The sequence below is a fragment of the Mannheimia kashgarensis genome (assembly GCF_041807705.1).
Lineage (GTDB): Bacteria > Pseudomonadota > Gammaproteobacteria > Enterobacterales > Pasteurellaceae > Mannheimia.
Genome location: NZ_JBGTYY010000002.1, coordinates 26,958 through 42,086, shown reverse-complemented (window position 1 = coordinate 42,086; position 15,129 = coordinate 26,958). Strand labels below are relative to the sequence as shown.

General features: G+C 42.0%; 22 protein-coding genes, 1 tRNA gene and 1 pseudogene. 11 read left to right on the top strand and 13 right to left on the bottom strand.

The features are described from left to right. From aroC to ACERCF_RS01420, 6 genes are all read left to right on the top strand, one after another. Complete coding sequence (aroC, locus tag ACERCF_RS01445) at positions 1–1,083, top strand: chorismate synthase (protein ID WP_373624365.1); 1,083 nt, start codon at positions 1–3, stop codon at positions 1,081–1,083. An 85-nt stretch (positions 1,084–1,168) separates the two neighbouring features. Beyond that, entirely contained in the window at positions 1,169–1,996 is an 828-nt protein-coding gene (gene mepA, locus ACERCF_RS01440; RefSeq protein ID WP_373624364.1) for a penicillin-insensitive murein endopeptidase, read from the top strand. Positions 1,997–2,059: 63 nt separating this feature from the next. Then, positions 2,060–3,979, top strand: coding sequence for a DNA topoisomerase III (locus tag ACERCF_RS01435; RefSeq protein WP_373624363.1), 1,920 nt, complete (start codon positions 2,060–2,062; stop codon positions 3,977–3,979). A 107-nt stretch (positions 3,980–4,086) separates the two neighbouring features. After that, a complete protein-coding gene (gene secG, locus ACERCF_RS01430) occupies positions 4,087–4,413 on the top strand; it encodes a preprotein translocase subunit SecG (protein WP_373624362.1) in 327 nt (108 codons plus the stop codon). A 19-nt stretch (positions 4,414–4,432) separates the two neighbouring features. Further along, a tRNA-Leu gene (locus ACERCF_RS01425) sits at positions 4,433–4,518 on the top strand. Positions 4,519–4,755: 237 nt separating this feature from the next. Next, entirely contained in the window at positions 4,756–5,754 is a 999-nt protein-coding gene (locus tag ACERCF_RS01420) for a tyrosine-type recombinase/integrase (RefSeq protein ID WP_373624361.1), read from the top strand. A 47-nt stretch (positions 5,755–5,801) separates the two neighbouring features. Here ACERCF_RS01420 and ACERCF_RS01415 read toward each other — a convergent pair. From ACERCF_RS01415 to ACERCF_RS01365, 11 genes and pseudogenes are all read right to left on the bottom strand, one after another. After that, positions 5,802–6,906: pseudogene (locus ACERCF_RS01415) on the bottom strand (DNA cytosine methyltransferase). A 73-nt stretch (positions 6,907–6,979) separates the two neighbouring features. Then, positions 6,980–7,279, bottom strand: a complete 300-nt coding sequence (locus ACERCF_RS01410; protein ID WP_373624360.1) for a hypothetical protein — start codon at positions 7,277–7,279, stop codon at positions 6,980–6,982. Beyond that, positions 7,279–7,539, bottom strand: a complete 261-nt coding sequence (locus ACERCF_RS01405) for a DUF6378 domain-containing protein (protein ID WP_373624359.1) — start codon at positions 7,537–7,539, stop codon at positions 7,279–7,281. The genes ACERCF_RS01410 and ACERCF_RS01405 overlap by 1 nt, the downstream gene beginning before the upstream one ends. Further along, positions 7,532–7,882 (bottom strand): hypothetical protein, encoded by a 351-nt coding sequence (locus ACERCF_RS01400; RefSeq protein WP_373624358.1) that lies wholly within the window; start codon positions 7,880–7,882, stop codon positions 7,532–7,534. Before ACERCF_RS01400 ends, ACERCF_RS01405 begins: the two co-directional genes overlap by 8 nt. Positions 7,883–7,895: 13 nt before the next feature. Further along, complete coding sequence (locus ACERCF_RS01395) at positions 7,896–10,148, bottom strand: replication endonuclease (RefSeq protein ID WP_373624357.1); 2,253 nt, start codon at positions 10,146–10,148, stop codon at positions 7,896–7,898. A 4-nt stretch (positions 10,149–10,152) separates the two neighbouring features. Continuing rightward, positions 10,153–10,299, bottom strand: coding sequence for a hypothetical protein (locus ACERCF_RS01390; protein WP_373624356.1), 147 nt, complete (start codon positions 10,297–10,299; stop codon positions 10,153–10,155). 34 nt (positions 10,300–10,333) lie between these two features. Next, complete coding sequence (locus ACERCF_RS01385; RefSeq protein WP_334256046.1) at positions 10,334–10,459, bottom strand: hypothetical protein; 126 nt, start codon at positions 10,457–10,459, stop codon at positions 10,334–10,336. A 9-nt stretch (positions 10,460–10,468) separates the two neighbouring features. Beyond that, positions 10,469–10,762: a hypothetical protein gene (locus ACERCF_RS01380; RefSeq protein ID WP_006250963.1), complete on the bottom strand. Its 294-nt coding sequence runs from the start codon at positions 10,760–10,762 to the stop codon at positions 10,469–10,471. A gap of 8 nt (positions 10,763–10,770) precedes the next feature. After that, complete coding sequence (locus tag ACERCF_RS01375) at positions 10,771–11,112, bottom strand: hypothetical protein (protein ID WP_373624355.1); 342 nt, start codon at positions 11,110–11,112, stop codon at positions 10,771–10,773. An 82-nt stretch (positions 11,113–11,194) separates the two neighbouring features. After that, a complete protein-coding gene (locus ACERCF_RS01370) occupies positions 11,195–11,467 on the bottom strand; it encodes a hypothetical protein (RefSeq protein WP_006248166.1) in 273 nt (90 codons plus the stop codon). Between the two features lie 215 nt (positions 11,468–11,682). Beyond that, positions 11,683–11,967 carry a hypothetical protein gene (locus tag ACERCF_RS01365; protein ID WP_373624354.1) on the bottom strand — a complete coding sequence of 95 codons (285 nt, stop codon included), beginning with the start codon at positions 11,965–11,967 and terminating at the stop codon, positions 11,683–11,685. A 54-nt stretch (positions 11,968–12,021) separates the two neighbouring features. Between ACERCF_RS01365 and ACERCF_RS01360 the strand changes: the two genes are divergently transcribed. Both ACERCF_RS01360 and ACERCF_RS01355 read left to right on the top strand, forming a co-directional pair. Beyond that, positions 12,022–12,408: a hypothetical protein gene (locus ACERCF_RS01360; protein ID WP_373624353.1), complete on the top strand. Its 387-nt coding sequence runs from the start codon at positions 12,022–12,024 to the stop codon at positions 12,406–12,408. A gap of 291 nt (positions 12,409–12,699) precedes the next feature. Next, on the top strand, positions 12,700–12,939 hold the full coding sequence (locus tag ACERCF_RS01355) for a hypothetical protein (RefSeq protein WP_081107930.1): 240 nt from the start codon (positions 12,700–12,702) through the stop codon (positions 12,937–12,939). Positions 12,940–13,094: 155 nt separating this feature from the next. Here ACERCF_RS01355 and ACERCF_RS01350 read toward each other — a convergent pair whose 3' ends face one another. Continuing rightward, the gene (locus tag ACERCF_RS01350) at positions 13,095–13,640 is read right to left on the bottom strand and encodes a hypothetical protein (protein WP_373624352.1); all 546 of its coding nucleotides are present in this window, start codon (positions 13,638–13,640) and stop codon (positions 13,095–13,097) included. Positions 13,641–13,652: 12 nt separating this feature from the next. Next, positions 13,653–13,820, bottom strand: a complete 168-nt coding sequence (locus ACERCF_RS01345) for a hypothetical protein (RefSeq protein ID WP_161969099.1) — start codon at positions 13,818–13,820, stop codon at positions 13,653–13,655. Positions 13,821–13,968: 148 nt separating this feature from the next. Here ACERCF_RS01345 and ACERCF_RS01340 point away from each other — a divergent pair, with 148 nt between their 5' ends. From ACERCF_RS01340 to ACERCF_RS01330, 3 genes are read left to right on the top strand one after another with little or no spacing between them, the layout of a single operon-like run. Next, a complete protein-coding gene (locus ACERCF_RS01340) occupies positions 13,969–14,388 on the top strand; it encodes a helix-turn-helix domain-containing protein (RefSeq protein ID WP_373624351.1) in 420 nt (139 codons plus the stop codon). Beyond that, positions 14,385–14,759 carry a hypothetical protein gene (locus tag ACERCF_RS01335; RefSeq protein ID WP_373624350.1) on the top strand — a complete coding sequence of 125 codons (375 nt, stop codon included), beginning with the start codon at positions 14,385–14,387 and terminating at the stop codon, positions 14,757–14,759. The genes ACERCF_RS01340 and ACERCF_RS01335 overlap by 4 nt, the downstream gene beginning before the upstream one ends. Beyond that, positions 14,756–15,127 carry a hypothetical protein gene (locus tag ACERCF_RS01330; protein ID WP_373624349.1) on the top strand — a complete coding sequence of 124 codons (372 nt, stop codon included), beginning with the start codon at positions 14,756–14,758 and terminating at the stop codon, positions 15,125–15,127. Before ACERCF_RS01335 ends, ACERCF_RS01330 begins: the two co-directional genes overlap by 4 nt. Positions 15,128–15,129: the final 2 nt, after the last annotated feature.

The following is a 15,129-nucleotide window of genomic DNA, read 5'->3' as shown; positions in this document are numbered from 1 at the left end:
ATGGCAGGCAACAGCATTGGACAATTATTTAAAGTAACCACTTTTGGCGAATCTCACGGTATTGCATTAGGCTGTATTGTAGATGGTGTTCCACCTAATATGGAATTAAGCGAAGCTGATTTACAGCCTGATCTAGACCGCCGTAAACCCGGTACTTCACGCTACACCACCCCTCGCCGTGAAGATGATGAAGTGCAAATTTTATCAGGGGTATTTGAAGGTAAAACAACGGGTACAAGTATCGGCTTAATCATTAAAAATGGCGACCAACGCTCACAAGATTATGGCGATATTGCAGAAAAATTTAGACCAGGGCACGCTGATTACACTTACCAACAAAAATATGGCATTCGTGATTATCGTGGTGGTGGTCGTTCCTCTGCTCGTGAAACCGCAATGCGTGTTGCGGCTGGTGCTATTGCAAAAAAATATTTGCGTGAGCAATTTGGCATTGAGGTTAGAGGCTATCTTTCTCAAATTGGCAAAGTCAAAATTGATCGAAAAACCGTTGAAAATATTGAACAAATTGACTGGCAAGCAGTCAATAGTAATCCATTCTTCTGCCCTGATCCTGTGGCGATTGAAGGTTTTGATGCGTTAATTCGTGAACTGAAAAAAGAAGGCGATTCGATTGGTGCAAAACTGACTGTAATTGCAGAAAATGTGCCTGTTGGCTTAGGCGAACCAGTGTTCGACCGATTAGATGCTGATCTCGCCCACGCATTAATGTCTATTAACGCAGTAAAAGCAGTTGAAATTGGGGATGGTTTTACCGTTGTTGAACAACGTGGTAGCGAACACCGTGATGAAATGACACCGGAAGGTTTTCTGTCTAATCACGCAGGCGGTATTTTAGGCGGAATCAGCTCTGGTCAGCCGATTATTGCGAATATTGCTCTCAAACCGACATCAAGCATTACCATTCCGGGAAAAAGCGTGAACAAAAATAACGAGCCTGTTGAAGTTATTACCAAAGGTAGACACGACCCTTGTGTTGGTATTCGTGCCGTGCCGATTGCAGAAGCAATGATGGCGATTGTGTTGTTAGATCACCTCTTAAGATTTAAGGCACAATGCCGCTAAAATTTTATTCGTAGGGGCAAATAATTATTTGCTCTAGGATATTCAAATAAAGGCGAAAAATATTCCGCCCCTATAGATTGAAAAAATGAAATTATTAAACACTCTTTTTATCTCAAGCCTTGTGCTTACTAGCGCAGCTAGCTCCGCAACACAGTGGGAAAAAATCAAAACTCCCGTGCCAGGTAAAGCCCAATCTATTGGTGGATATAGCAACGGCTGTATTATCGGAGCAGAGCCATTAGCGTTAAAAGGCGATGGTTACCAAGTCATTCGCTCAGCTCGTAACCGCTACTATGGTCACCCACAGCTGCTCGATTATCTTACTAATTTAGGTAAAAAAACCAAAGAAGCTGGAATCCCAACTATTTTAATCGGCGATATGGGTATGCCTGCAGGCGGACGCTTTGCTTCAGGACATGCCTCTCACCAAACAGGGCTTGATGCCGATATTTGGCTGAGATTTGGTCCAATGGACGATGCCACCGCTCGCAATCCTGCTGGGCTTGCGACCATTATGGTTAATCGTAATACACAACGAGTTGATGACAATTTATGGAATCAGCACCATACCAACTTAATTAAAATTGCTGCTAAGGATCATCGTGTTGATCGCATTTTCGTAAACCCTGCGATTAAAGTGAAACTCTGCCAGACCGCAGGCACTGATCGCGGCTGGTTGCGTAAAATCCGCCCTTGGTATGGACACGATTCACACTTCCACGTTCGCTTAACCTGCCCTGCTGATGCGGCAAATTGTGAGAATCAATCCCCAGTTCCAGCAGGCGATGGTTGTGGTGAAGAACTTTACTCTTGGTTCGAGCCTAAGACGGATACAGGTACACCTAGAGCAAAAGTATTACCAACACCGCCAGTTCAATGCCAGATGATTTTATCCGAATACGGTTTGAATTAATTTACGAAAATATTCATTTAGCCGCTTTTACAAGCGGTTAAATTTCTTCAAAAATTTACCATTATGCGTTTATTTGTAGCTGAAAAACCAAGTCTCGCCCGAGCCATTGCTGATGTACTACCCAAACCTCATACCAGAGGTGATGGCTTTATTCAATGTGGAGAACACGACACTGTAACTTGGTGTATCGGTCATCTATTAGAGCAAGCCGAGCCTGATGCCTATGACGAACGCTTTAAAATGTGGCGAATGGAACACCTCCCTATTGTGCCTGAGCAATGGAAACTCATTCCTAAAAAAGAAACCCTAAAGCAATTTAAAGTGGTCGAAAGGCTGATCAAAAAAGCGGATATTTTAGTAAACGCAGGCGACCCTGATCGTGAAGGACAACTTTTAGTTGATGAAGTGTTTGGTTATCTCAACTTATCGCCTGAACGTAAAAGTCAAATTCAGCGTTGTTTGGTTAGCGATCTCAATCCAACTGCGGTAAACCGTGCGATTGAAAAATTGCAAAAAAATAGTGATTTTATACCGCTTGCAACCTCTGCCCTTGCTCGAGCTAGAGCCGATTGGCTTTACGGCATTAATATGACAAGAGCCTACACCCTACAAGGGCGTTGGGCTGGCTACAAAGGCGTGCTGTCTGTTGGGCGAGTTCAAACCCCTGTGCTTGGCTTAATCGTTCGCCGAGATCTGGAGATCGAAAACTTTATTCCAAAAGATTATTTTGAAGTATTCGCTCATATTCTTGTGCCTGAAACGCAAGAAAAATTTAAAGCCCAATGGCAACCAAGTAAGGCCTGTGAAGATTATCAAGATGAAGATGGTCGAGTTTTATCTCGTCCACTGGCAGAAAATGTGGTAAAACGCATTACCAATCAACCTGCAAATGTAACCGACTATCAAGATAAAATTGAAAAGGAAACTGCTCCACTTCCCTACTCGCTTTCTGTTTTACAGATGGAAGCAGCTGGGAAATATGGACTTTCCGCACAAGCGGTACTCGATATTTGCCAAAAACTCTATGAAACGCACAAACTGATTACCTACCCTCGTTCTGATAATCGCTACTTACCTACCGAGCATTTTAACTACAGATTTAAAGTGATGGCCGCTATCGCCCATCATCTGCCTGAGTATCAAGAAAAGCCTGAGGTGGTTGATCCTAACCACCGAAATCGTTGCTGGAATGATAAAGAGGTGGAAGCCCACCACGCTATTATTCCAACAGCCAGACGAGGCACTGTGCATTTGACTGAAAATGAAAAGCGAATTTATCAGCTTATCGCTCGTCAATATTTAATGCAATTCTGCCCTGATGCAGAATATCGCAAAAGTAAAATTGATCTTAAAATTGCAGGCGGAAAATTTACCGCACAAGCTCGCAACTTAGCAGTTGCTGGTTGGAAAGCCTTACTGGGTAAAGAAGATAATTTTGATGATGCAGAACCGCTACTCCCTATCGTAAAAAAAGGGCAAGTTTTACATTGCGAGAATGGCGAAATTATGAGTAAAAAAACGCAGCCACCTCGTCATTTTACCGATCGTAGCCTACTTTCTGCAATGACAGGCATTGCCCGTTTTGTACAAGATAAAGAATTGAAAAAAGTGTTAAGAGAAACCGATGGCTTAGGCACAGAAGCGACCCGTGCAGGCATTATCGAATTACTGTTTAAGCGAGGCTTCTTAATCCGCAAGGGTAAAAACATTCATAGTACCGAAGCAGGCAGAACACTCATTCACGCCTTGCCCGATTCTGCAACACAACCTGATATGACAGCTCATTGGGAAATGCAGCTCAATCAAATCAGTAAAAAAGAGGCAAGTTATCAGCAATTTATGCTTGAGCTAAATCAGCAGCTACCTCATTTATTACAAAGCCCAAACCGCCAAGTTTTGCAAAATTTAGCGAAAATCACACCGCTTGCAACTAAGCCTAAGCGGCAATATGCGAAAAAGAAAGCACTAACTGCTGAAAATTAAATCAAGCGTTTAAAAATCAGCGTTTGCCTCTTGTCAAATGGGCGTAAATTCTATATTATTCACGCCATTGCAAATTTAGCATAAAGAAAATAAATAGAGAATAAATAATGTTAATTAACGTACTAACCATTGTTTATCTTGTTGTTGCAATTTTATTAATTGCATTTGTACTAATGCAACAAGGTAAAGGTGCTGATGCAGGTGCTTCTTTCGGGGCTGGTGCTTCAGCAACTGTTTTTGGTTCAGCTGGTTCAGCAAACTTCTTATCAAGAACAACCGCTTTATTAGCAACAATCTTCTTCGCAATTAGCTTAGTAATTGGCAACTTAAGTTCACATACGAAAGCACCAACAAGCCAATTTGAAGACTTAAGTGGTGTTGAACAAAAACAAGTAGAACCTGTAAAAACAGAAAATAGCGATATCCCTCAATAATCGCAAATAAAAAATAAAAGCTCTGGTGGTGGAATTGGTAGACACGCCATCTTGAGGGGGTGGTGGGCGTGGCCCGTGCGAGTTCAAGTCTCGCCCAGAGCACCAATACTTTAAAAGCAGATTTCCCCAAAATCTGCTTTTACTACAAATAAAATATAAAAAACCTCAAATAAAACAATCCCTTACAATTTTTTCACTATACCCCAAATGTGAAAAATCTCTCCCCAAGTTACCCAATTTAATATGAAAATTGGGTATTTGTTGATCGTTTATGATCTCTATTAACATTCCTTTGCACACACATTGCACACAAAAATGCACAAATCAAAAGGAATGCACACTATGGCAACAATTATTAAAAATGGTAAAAAATGGAGAGCTCAAGTTCGTAAAAAAGGCGTAACTAAAAGCAAAACTTTCTTAACACGAAATGAGGCTGTCAAATGGTCTCAATGGCTCGAAAGCCAAATTGATGCCGGAGAGTATAACACTATCCCATCAATTACTTTTTCAGACCTCATTGATAAATACCTCAAAGAGGAAACAATCTTGAAAGGCGGAGCAAGAGAAGAACGCTATCGTCTCTTACGGGTAAGTCGCTCTTTCTTAGGTGACATACTACTACCCGATTTAAGCAAAGAGCATTTTAAAAAATGGCAAAACCAGAGATTGCAAGAAGTACAACCTAACTCCGTTATGCGTGAACGTACCTCTTTATCTGCTGTTTTGAGTAAAGCTATTGAGTGGGATTATCTAAAAACAAACCCGCTATTAACGCTTGAGAAACCAAAAACTCCACCACCTAGAACACGGAGATATTCTGATGAGGAGATTGAAAGAATCGTATTTGTTTCAGGATATGATGAACGTTATCAACCAATCACGATACAAAACCGTGTCGGAGCAATGTTTTTATTTGCTATAGAAACCGCAATGCGAGCAGGAGAAATTGCAACGCTCACTTGGGAGAATGTAAATTTTGAAAAAAGAACGGCATTCTTACCTAAAACCAAAAACGGACACCCAAGAACAGTACCTTTATCATCAAAAGCGATGAAAATTATTCAGCACTTGTTCTTTTTTAAGAATGAAAATGACCCAACTGTTTTTCAGGTAAAAACTCAAAGTTTGGAAAGCACCTTTAGAGAGTTAAAGAAAAGGGCAAACCTCCACAACGCCGATCTGCATTTTCACGACACACGGCGAGAGGCACTCACTCGCCTGTCTAAATATCTCACGGTAATGGAGCTTGCCAAAGTATCAGGGCATAGAGATTTAAGTATTTTGCAAAATACCTACTATAACCCCGATATATCAGAGCTTGTAAGCAAGTTGCAGTAAGACAAAAGCCGATAAGATAAATAGTAAAATTTATCGGCTTATATTGATTAAGAACTAATATATTGATTTATTCTATCCCCTATCCATCGCATACAAGGGACTGCCATTGAATTTCCAATTGCTTTATAGCGTGGGCTATTGGGGCATTCATCGGCGGATTTGTTTCGGTAGGGGATTTTCGTCCAATCATCAGGAAACCCTTGTAATCTCTCACATTCTCTTGGTGTCAGCTTGCGAATTGTAAACGGCGGCTTTACAATGCACGGAATATTATTTCCACCCGTCCCCATTCTTGCTTTTAGGGTTGGCGTTTTATCCTGCACATCGCTAATACGCACTGCCTCTTCGCCTTTTATTTCAAAAAGAACATTTTCTTGTCGGTTATTCCGACCTAAGCAATGAGCTTTATCATTACTGATTATCCGGTCTTGAGTGCCGTGAACAATCAGCGTTTCACTCCCACCGCTCAACGCCCCCCCCTGAAGCTCTAATAGTTCCAGCTTGTTCGGATTGGCGATACGCTCCAAAGCTACTTTCAATAAATCCGGCAACACTTTTCCCCGTTTCTCGGCTCGGTGCAAAATCCCCTCGCACGCCTTTTCGCTCAATGAGTATTTGGGCGATACTTCGCTGCTTTCCAGCACTTGCCACAAGGAACACTCTTTTACGGCGTTGGGCGACACCGAAGTATTGAGCATCGAGAACTCGCCAGCAGACAGTTCGTTTTGAATGCACATAACCAGCGTTTGTCCATTTTCCCCCTGCTGGTTGTAATGGCTCACGCTCTTGAACCAGTCCAGCCAAAAAGTGTCCGAATGCGTTGTCCTTGGTGGATAGCACACCGGGCACGTTTTCCCAAACAAGCACGCAGGGCGGTTGTCCGTCTTGATTTCTGACATAATCGATTGCCTCTAAAATGTGGATTAAAACAATGGTTAAATTTCCTCTTTCATCGTCTAAACTCTCCCGTTTGCCCGCTACCGAGAAAGCTTGACAAGGCGTGCCACCAACCAACACATCAGGAGCAGAAATTTCACGGTTAAGGATTTTTTCGGGTAGGGCGGTCATATCGCCCAAATTTGGCACATCAGGGAAGCGATAGGCTAACACAGCACACGGGAACGGCTCGATCTCGCTAAACCATAACGGCATACCTATATCGTGCCACGCTACGCTTGCTGCCTCAATGCCTGAGCAGATAGAACCGTAGGTAAATTTTTTCATACTACTTAACTTTCCATCTCAAACAAAACTGCACCACTTCACCGGACACCCACTTCTTCGCCCCTCTGCCCTTGCCTCGTAAGCCATCAAGGGCAATCGGTTTCGGAAAATGTGGACTAGATACCACACTTCGGCTGGTGTGTCCTTTAGTGTAGCCGAAATATGCTGCCACATCGCCCAAATCCCACAATTCACGGCTATGTTCATTCACACCTTTCACTTTTAAAAGCTGCTCTACCTCACACAATTTTGCAAAAACTTGCTCATTTGTGACCTCTTGTACTACTTGTTCTTGTTGCATTACTCCCCCTCCAATCTGCCACCCAGCACCGCATAACCGGCAATATCTCGCCAGTTATCCTCATAACTTGGATTCTTGCCTGCAAAAATGCGTGTCAATTTCACACAAATCATCTCGCCAGCCTCTCTTTGATGTGGCTCTAAATGGGTGTTGCTATCAAGCAACATCGCTTTTAATTGTTGGCTCATTGCGGCAACATCATCAAAACTGCCGTAATTTTTGCCACGCTCGTTTAAGGTTCGTTGGATTTGGTTAGTCATTTTCCACCTCCTCAACGAATAACCCTAGCTGTTTCTTAATATCACTTAAGTTTTCTGTTACCATAACACTACCGTCCCCAATTTGCCCATTACGTACTGATAAAGCAAAAAAAGTGGTATTAAAAAATTGAATACCTTCTGGAGTAAGAAACACCCTAGCACCATCTAATTTGTATTTTTCTTTAGAAATTCCCTCTAAATTGAAATCGTCATCATCTAATACCCAGTCAGTAAACCCATTAATAAAATCAAGGCTTAAAATGATGTTATGCTCCTCCGCATACACTTTCCCATTATCTAATTTTGAATAACAAACTGCTGTTAAATGAATAAACTTAGCCATTTTCTCTAATCTCCTAATTCTTCCGCCCAATCTGCACCTCATTACCATCAAAGGTAATGTAATCTTTGCCATAAATTTTGACTTCGCCACCGTTTAGCAGGCTAAAAATGTGATATTCATTGAACAAACTTTCAACAACTCCACGCATTTTGAGAGCTTGCCTAAATCGTTCGACTCTTTCGACATTTTCGGCGAAATAATTTGCTAATTTTACTCTTGTGCCACTGCCTGAACCCTTGCTATTACTAGGGTTACAGTTACTGACACAAGTCCAAGCGGAGCTACGCTCCGTGTTTTGGGTTTCGCTCCGCTCAACCGTTTTAACAGTTTTCTTCGGCACAATCTGCCAGCGTTTCAAGCGGCTTTTTACTTCCTCTTTCCCGCTCTTAACTCCGATAATACGTTTACCTACTACACCATATTTGTTCTCCTCTGTTGTTTCATAGGCTAATTTGGCACACCACAAATCACGGGTTGCACCGCCTCCGCCTTGTTTGTCTAAATAAAAAGCGTAATCGCCTAAGTCAGCCCCTAGGCGTAATTCTTCTAAAGCAGGGTCAGCAATCTGCCCTGCGGTTAAACGGCGTAGCTCACGCCACACACCCACGCTGGAAACACCGTAGAATTGGAATTGTCTAATACCCCACATTGATGCCCAAGCACGCACACGACCGGCATTGTCTTTAAAGCCTAAGCCCTCAACCTCGTCTGAAATGTAGCCCACATCGCCCAAGCCACCTAAGTTCTTGGAGATGTATTTCACGATATACGCCGTAGCCGAGCCTTTTTCCGGATCGCACAAATCAATCTTGCAGCGGTGTTGCTTCGCACCTGGCTCGTCACCGTCCACTTCTAGGGCTTTTTGCTTAAACAAACGGCTCACTTCTTCAACGTGTTCTTTCGCCACATACATCAACAAATGCCAGTGTGGTGTGCCGTCGTGGTGTGGTTCAGCTACTCGCATTCCGTAAAAGCCGATTGAGCGTTTTTTCAATAACGCACGGTATTGCCCCCAAACCTTATTCAAATAGGCTTGAGTCTGTTTCGGGCTTGAGCCGTTCCATTTTTTATTCTGCCCACCTTCGCTATGTTGAGCGTGGTAAGCACTCGGGGCGGTCAATGTTAGGAATAAGGCTTGATGGTCGTTTTCATTCGCCCACACCTCAATGCCGTTCAAGCAAGCCATCATCTCTTGATGGCGAATAGATGGATTCGCACTGGATTTCAAGTACATATCCAACAACTCGGCTTGCTCTTCCTCGTTATCGACATTAATCAAAATTTGGCTGCGTAAAAAATCGAAATTCTTTTTGCGTTGAGCTTGCCAAGCGGTAAACCCGTGTTCGGAAATATAAGCGGCAACGCCCTTACGCACCTCACCGCAAGCAATCGCCAAATGCTCCACCATCTGCTTTTGGGCTTTCTGCAACTGTTTCATCCACCACTTTTCGCAAGCAGCTTGGTTTAAGGCGGTTTCAATCGATTTCAAATTCGGCTTAAAATCCTCATCACCATCACGGAATGAAAAAGTTGCCCAATAGTTAAGTGAAACCCCAATCGTTTCACACAGCGAACCAATACGGCGATAGAGCGTAACAAGCAACTCGTTACACTCTGCATCACTAAAATACTCGCCACTATTGGCACGCTCTGTGAAAAAATCGGTCTGCAATTTAGAAAAAATAGAGCGAAGATGCTCGGCAACCGTTTTTAATTTGCCCTCGGTCATCAAATAAAACGGCAATTTCTGTTTCACCGGGTCATCTTCACGCTCACGCACCACCACATCAGAAACTTCAATCTGCTCACGGTATTTCACACTTTGTTCCAACGTCCACTGCCACTTATCTGCCATCGACATTGAAAGCCACTCAAGATCGTACTGATATTGAACAAACACCTTACCTAAGCGTTTTTCCAACAACTCACGCAAAAAATGGTTAGCGTGCGTGCGTTGCTTATTACCTACGCTAAATGCAATCGAGCCATCATCTTCAACCGAACGATACTCACGCAAATAGAGCTTTCGAAAATGCTCACGCTGGCGTTTAGTCGGCAAACGGCGTAATAACGCCTCCACATAGTCATAACTGCTACGGCCAACTAAATCAAAAAGCTCTAATTGCGTTTGGCTTGCCGTCACATCATTTAAGCTCGGCTTAACAAGCGGTTGTTTTTGGCTGGCATTTTGCAAAAAAGCAGCACAGGTTGCTGCACGTTCCGCATCAACCTCTGCTGCTCTTGCCTCGTAGTTCCAACCACTCATTTGCTTACCCTTTATGTTTTGCCTGCTCAATCATCTTGGCTATTGCCTTTTTAAATTCTGCAGTGTTGATAACCAACACCCTCTTAATCACTTCACCGTCCACATTCCGAACCAGTCGATACACACAAAAACAACCATATTCAGCGTTCATTTCAAGCTTACCGGAGCAAGTCCTTAATAATTGCCTAACCATTCAAACACTCCTGCTGATAACGTGCCGAAAAAGCTTGATATTGGCGATAAGCATATCGGTTGCCCGTTTTGCACCACAGTTTGTGAAAAAACTCACACAATTCACGGTTACGGCTCATATTTCCCTCCTAATCAGGTGCATTAATGCGTTTTTCACGCAATTTGGAATCGTTCTTCATTACTCGTTGGAAATCGGCAAATTCTTCAAACCACAGCCCGAATGAATGCAAGGTGCTTTTTTCTTCTCTGCTATAAGCTCCCCACGGTTTCGGTTCAGGGTTTTCTTGCAAAAAGGCAGCACGCAATAACAACCGCTTATGCTCCTCACTTGCCTGATTCCACATCAAGCCGAAGTGATCGCAACTAAACGCCTTTTTGCTATTACTCACTTTCTGCTTTTGAAACATTGCCACCAAACTCATACCAACCCCTAAGGATTCCCTTTACTACCCAACACCTTTTTAAACATTGCAAACAAACCTTGTTTTTGGGTCTGTTTGGCGTTCTCCAGCTTAATTACACGGGCTTTCAGCTTTTCATTTTGGCGAATCAACCGATTCACTTTTAACTCCAATGCTTGCAGTAAATACAGTAAATAGCCAATCTGCTCACTGTTCAGCTTTGCCAGCTCTACTTCATCGGCTAACCGGCTTTCTAAATTCGCCACCCGCTTTTCTTGCAGAAATAAATTAAGGCGGCGTTTATTCATCTTCTTAAGGCGGTTAAGCCTGTTCCAACGTGATTTGTGTCGATAATGTAATTGCTTACTCATTGTTCAATCTCCTGAATTTAGGGTGCAAAAATCTCGCCCTATGCAAATAAGGCTTATTTTGACGATTGGTTAAAAACTGGGATTAGTCTTGCTTAGGTTGGTCTGCCACAACGCCATCGAACAAATCCGGCGTGTTTAAATCGGCTTCCATCAAGCATTTATTAATACGCATTGCTTCCGGTCGCTCTTTATAAATTGGTGTGCGAACACGGATAATTTGACTTTGCACAAGTTGCTCTGTGCCGCAGTTATTACAATAAGTAACAGCCTGAATAGTCAGCAAACCGATTTTTTCAGATGTACGAACCCGTAAATTTTTACTTTTGCAATTTGTACAGGTGTGGTCTAAATTCATTATTTCCCCTACGCCTTCCCCAAGGCTAATTAACATTCTTTGCGTTTTTACTGTTGTTTCGGCTTATCTATCCCCATAGACAAGCGGTTGAATTTTGGTTATGTTTTAGATATTGTTTAACCCTCCAAAAGGAAATAGTATGAACACTGAAAATGAAATTATTGAACTCACCGTTGAAGTTGAAAACCTACGCCATCAACTCCACGCCAAAAACATTATTCTTGATGATTTAAAAGGTCGTTTAACAGACTACCAACGCAAACGACTGGACCGGCTTTTCGAACGTTCACGCCGACAGTATTTAAATGACCTTGACCTTGAAGAAGAGCAAGCTGAAGCTCTTGAAGCAATTTGCAACGAGCTTGAGTCGTTTCTGGCGAACTAATACCAAAATCCAACAAGGTCAAATCTAAACGCCATTTACCGTCTTGATTACGTCTTACAGTAAATTTCCCACTCGCTAGCCCTGCCTGTTCAGGGTTTTTATTTTGCTGTTCCATTTTTCCACCTCACTTTTTATAATCTGATTTCCTATCACTCAAAAAGGAAACCGTATGAAATCTGCTTTTATTGACTTTATCAGTGCTATAGTTGTGGCAGCCTGTGCTTGTCTTTACCAACGCTATGCCCTCACACCTAAACTCACATTTGAATGGCAAGCAACCTTGCTATTTTCACTTATCGGCGTTTTTTGGCTTATTTACCGCTATGCTAAAACGCATATCACTCAAGTTTACTCTTCATCATTCAAAGGCTATCTGCTAACTTTGTGTATTGCCGGCATTGCCCTTGGTAGTTTTTCTCAAACAGAACTACATCAACTTGGCTTTAATTTTGCGATGGATGAAACAAAAGCCATTAAGCAATACCTTGGGTTAAAGCTCCTCTTCTTTGCTATTGGTGCGGTTATTTTTCCGAAACTCCTCGGGGAAAAGCCATAACCACAATAACAAACGGCTTGCCAGACCACCTACCAAAACAGTAACCACTTCTCGAAAGGTTGTCGCCATCATTACTAACCAAATTGAGGTGAGTAGATGAAAAGCGAAAATTACCGTTTTCGTGTACTCACTCATTTCTGTAATTCCTTCTTCAAATAGGCAACCATTCCCGCTCTAAGTGCTAACAACTCTATCTTCTGAATAGTTGTCAGTTGGCTTTTACTTTGCTGTTCCATTTTTACACCTCACTTTTTATAATCTGATTTCCAATCACTCAAAAAGGAAACCATTATGTCTGAACCCATCACTATCCCATTTAATATTGACGAACCTCTTGATATTTCGCTCAACACTAATACAGGAGAACTAACGCTGGCTTGTTATCAGTTCGTTTCCGGTGTGCCGACTGGGGCGAAGTTGCAACTCCATTTCTCACCGCAGGCATTACAAACACTTCGTTCGGCACTGGCGAAATTTGATGAACTCGGAACAACCATTGGACAGCTTTCAACGCCACATAACGTGCAATAGCTTCTTGCCATTTTCTAAGCCCTGTAAGCTCTATCGCAGGGCTTTTACTTTGCTGTTCCATTTTTACTCCTCACTTTCTATAATCCGATTTCCACTCACTCAAAAAGGACTATTTATGAATGAACTACACTCAATCTCTGAGCCGCTTGATTTGCTTAGAGGAATGTTCTCGAAGGTTCCAGACTCACACGCTCATATTCTTCTAATAGGGCTCGCTTATGCTGTTTCACTTCAAAAGAATCCTCGGGTAGAGGACGCAATAGAAGCCGCCACTGAAACACTAAAGCTGCTAGTTGGCAACTTTGGCGATACAAGAAAGGTGTTTGAGAAAGAATTGTCATCGTGGTTATCAGTATTGCTCGAAGACGGACACTATCCTCTGGCGACATCACTTTACACACTCTATCAAAAGTCTGCTCCACCCACAGCTTCTCGGCTTCGGATAAAGATTCCGAAGTCTGTACCAGAGGAATGGGCGAGATTTTTTCGCTAAGACCATTTAATTCGGAGGAAGCAGAACAAACTTCGCTTGATTCCTCTTGTTTTGGCACAATCCAGCCATACTCATTTACAGTAACAGGCTCCTCTGCTTCCTCCACCGAATTAGCCGCAATAAACTCAAAAAAATTGGCTAAGGCTTCCGGTCCTTCCCTTTTCGCAAATTCCGCAAAATAGGGGATTGCTTTTACAAAATCACTCATTTTTCTGCCTCCTTAATCCACTAACTCAACATTTTCTAATGCTTCTTTAATCAAGCGTGTGGCAATGTACGCAAATGAACGGTCCTCGGCTTCTGCTATTGCTTTTACTTTGTCCGCCAACTCACCTTTTAGGCGTACGGCGATTTGAATTTCAGTTGGTTTTTCTGCTTGGTTTTCCATTTTGTTTTCCCTCGTTTTGTGGTATTGTGATGAGTGCTTCACGTTGCTTTTGATTGCTTCGTTTTGCTTCTGTATGGTTGTGATTTTAGTTGTATTTAAATGAACTGTAAATCATTATTTTGCATTTTATATTTTATTTGGTGATTTTATGAACAACCTTGACATCATTGACAGAATGAAAACTCTTGCAAACGTAAGAGAAGATCAGGAATTAGCTAAAATCTTCGGAATTGGCAAAACTGCTGTGGCTAATTGGAAAAGGGGAACAGCTATTTCTCTAGCGTATGTGGCTGACTTTGCAGAAAAATATAACTGCGACTTGAACTGGCTCATAACAGGCGAAAGCAAAGAGAAAAAACTCGATACATCAGAACGTATGCTTTTAACCGCCTTTGCGGATTTGGACGATTCGCAGAAAATGCAAGCGGTGTTATTTTTGGGGAATCTTGCAAGTGGTAACCCGACCGCCCAAAACGGGGGTGTGAGTCAAATCGCTTCAGGAGAAGGCAAAAATAATAATCAAGTGTTCCACTCTAATGTGCGAGAAGTGACGGGGATTAAGAAATGAATGAGATTTTTTCAGTAGAGGATTTTCAAACCTATTTGATTGAAAAAGAAGTGCCAGATACCTGCCCTTGTTGCCAAAGAGATGATGTGATTTATTCTGCTGTTGGTTTGCCTAAGCGGGCTAAGATTGAAGATGAAGCAACAGGTCGTGTGACGTTTGACACGAATGCAGATAATAATGCAGGGCTTGGCTTAGTTGAAACAGTTGTTTCTCAAGAAGGAAAAGTGACTGATATTCGTTTTGGTGCCCATCCTGTTTTTCTTATTCGTTGTAATCATTGTGGTTTTATGCGGACGTTTGATGCCCGTTTTGTACAAAAAGAATATCACAGAATAATGCAAGAAAAATTAAATGGAAATGATGTAAAATGAGTAAGTCAAATTTAAAATTAATTGATTCAGCTAATAATGATGTTGGTTTATCCCAAAGGGTAGCCACAACTAGAATAGGGGAACATCCAATGACTGAAATTGAAAAACGCCTTACTCGTTTAGAAGTTGATAATGAATATATCAAAAAAGATTTGAGTGAAATTAAAGGTGAGTTAAAAACCATTCAAAAAATACAAGCAGAACTCCAACTTGAGTTAAAAACCGATGTTGCCAATGTGAAGACCGATATTGCCAACTTAAGAACAGATTTCCAAAAAGATATTCAAGCCCAAACAAAATGGATTATTGCAACTGCAATTGCCCTTGTTAGCTTATCTTTAGCTGCTGCAAAATATCTTTTTTCTTAGAG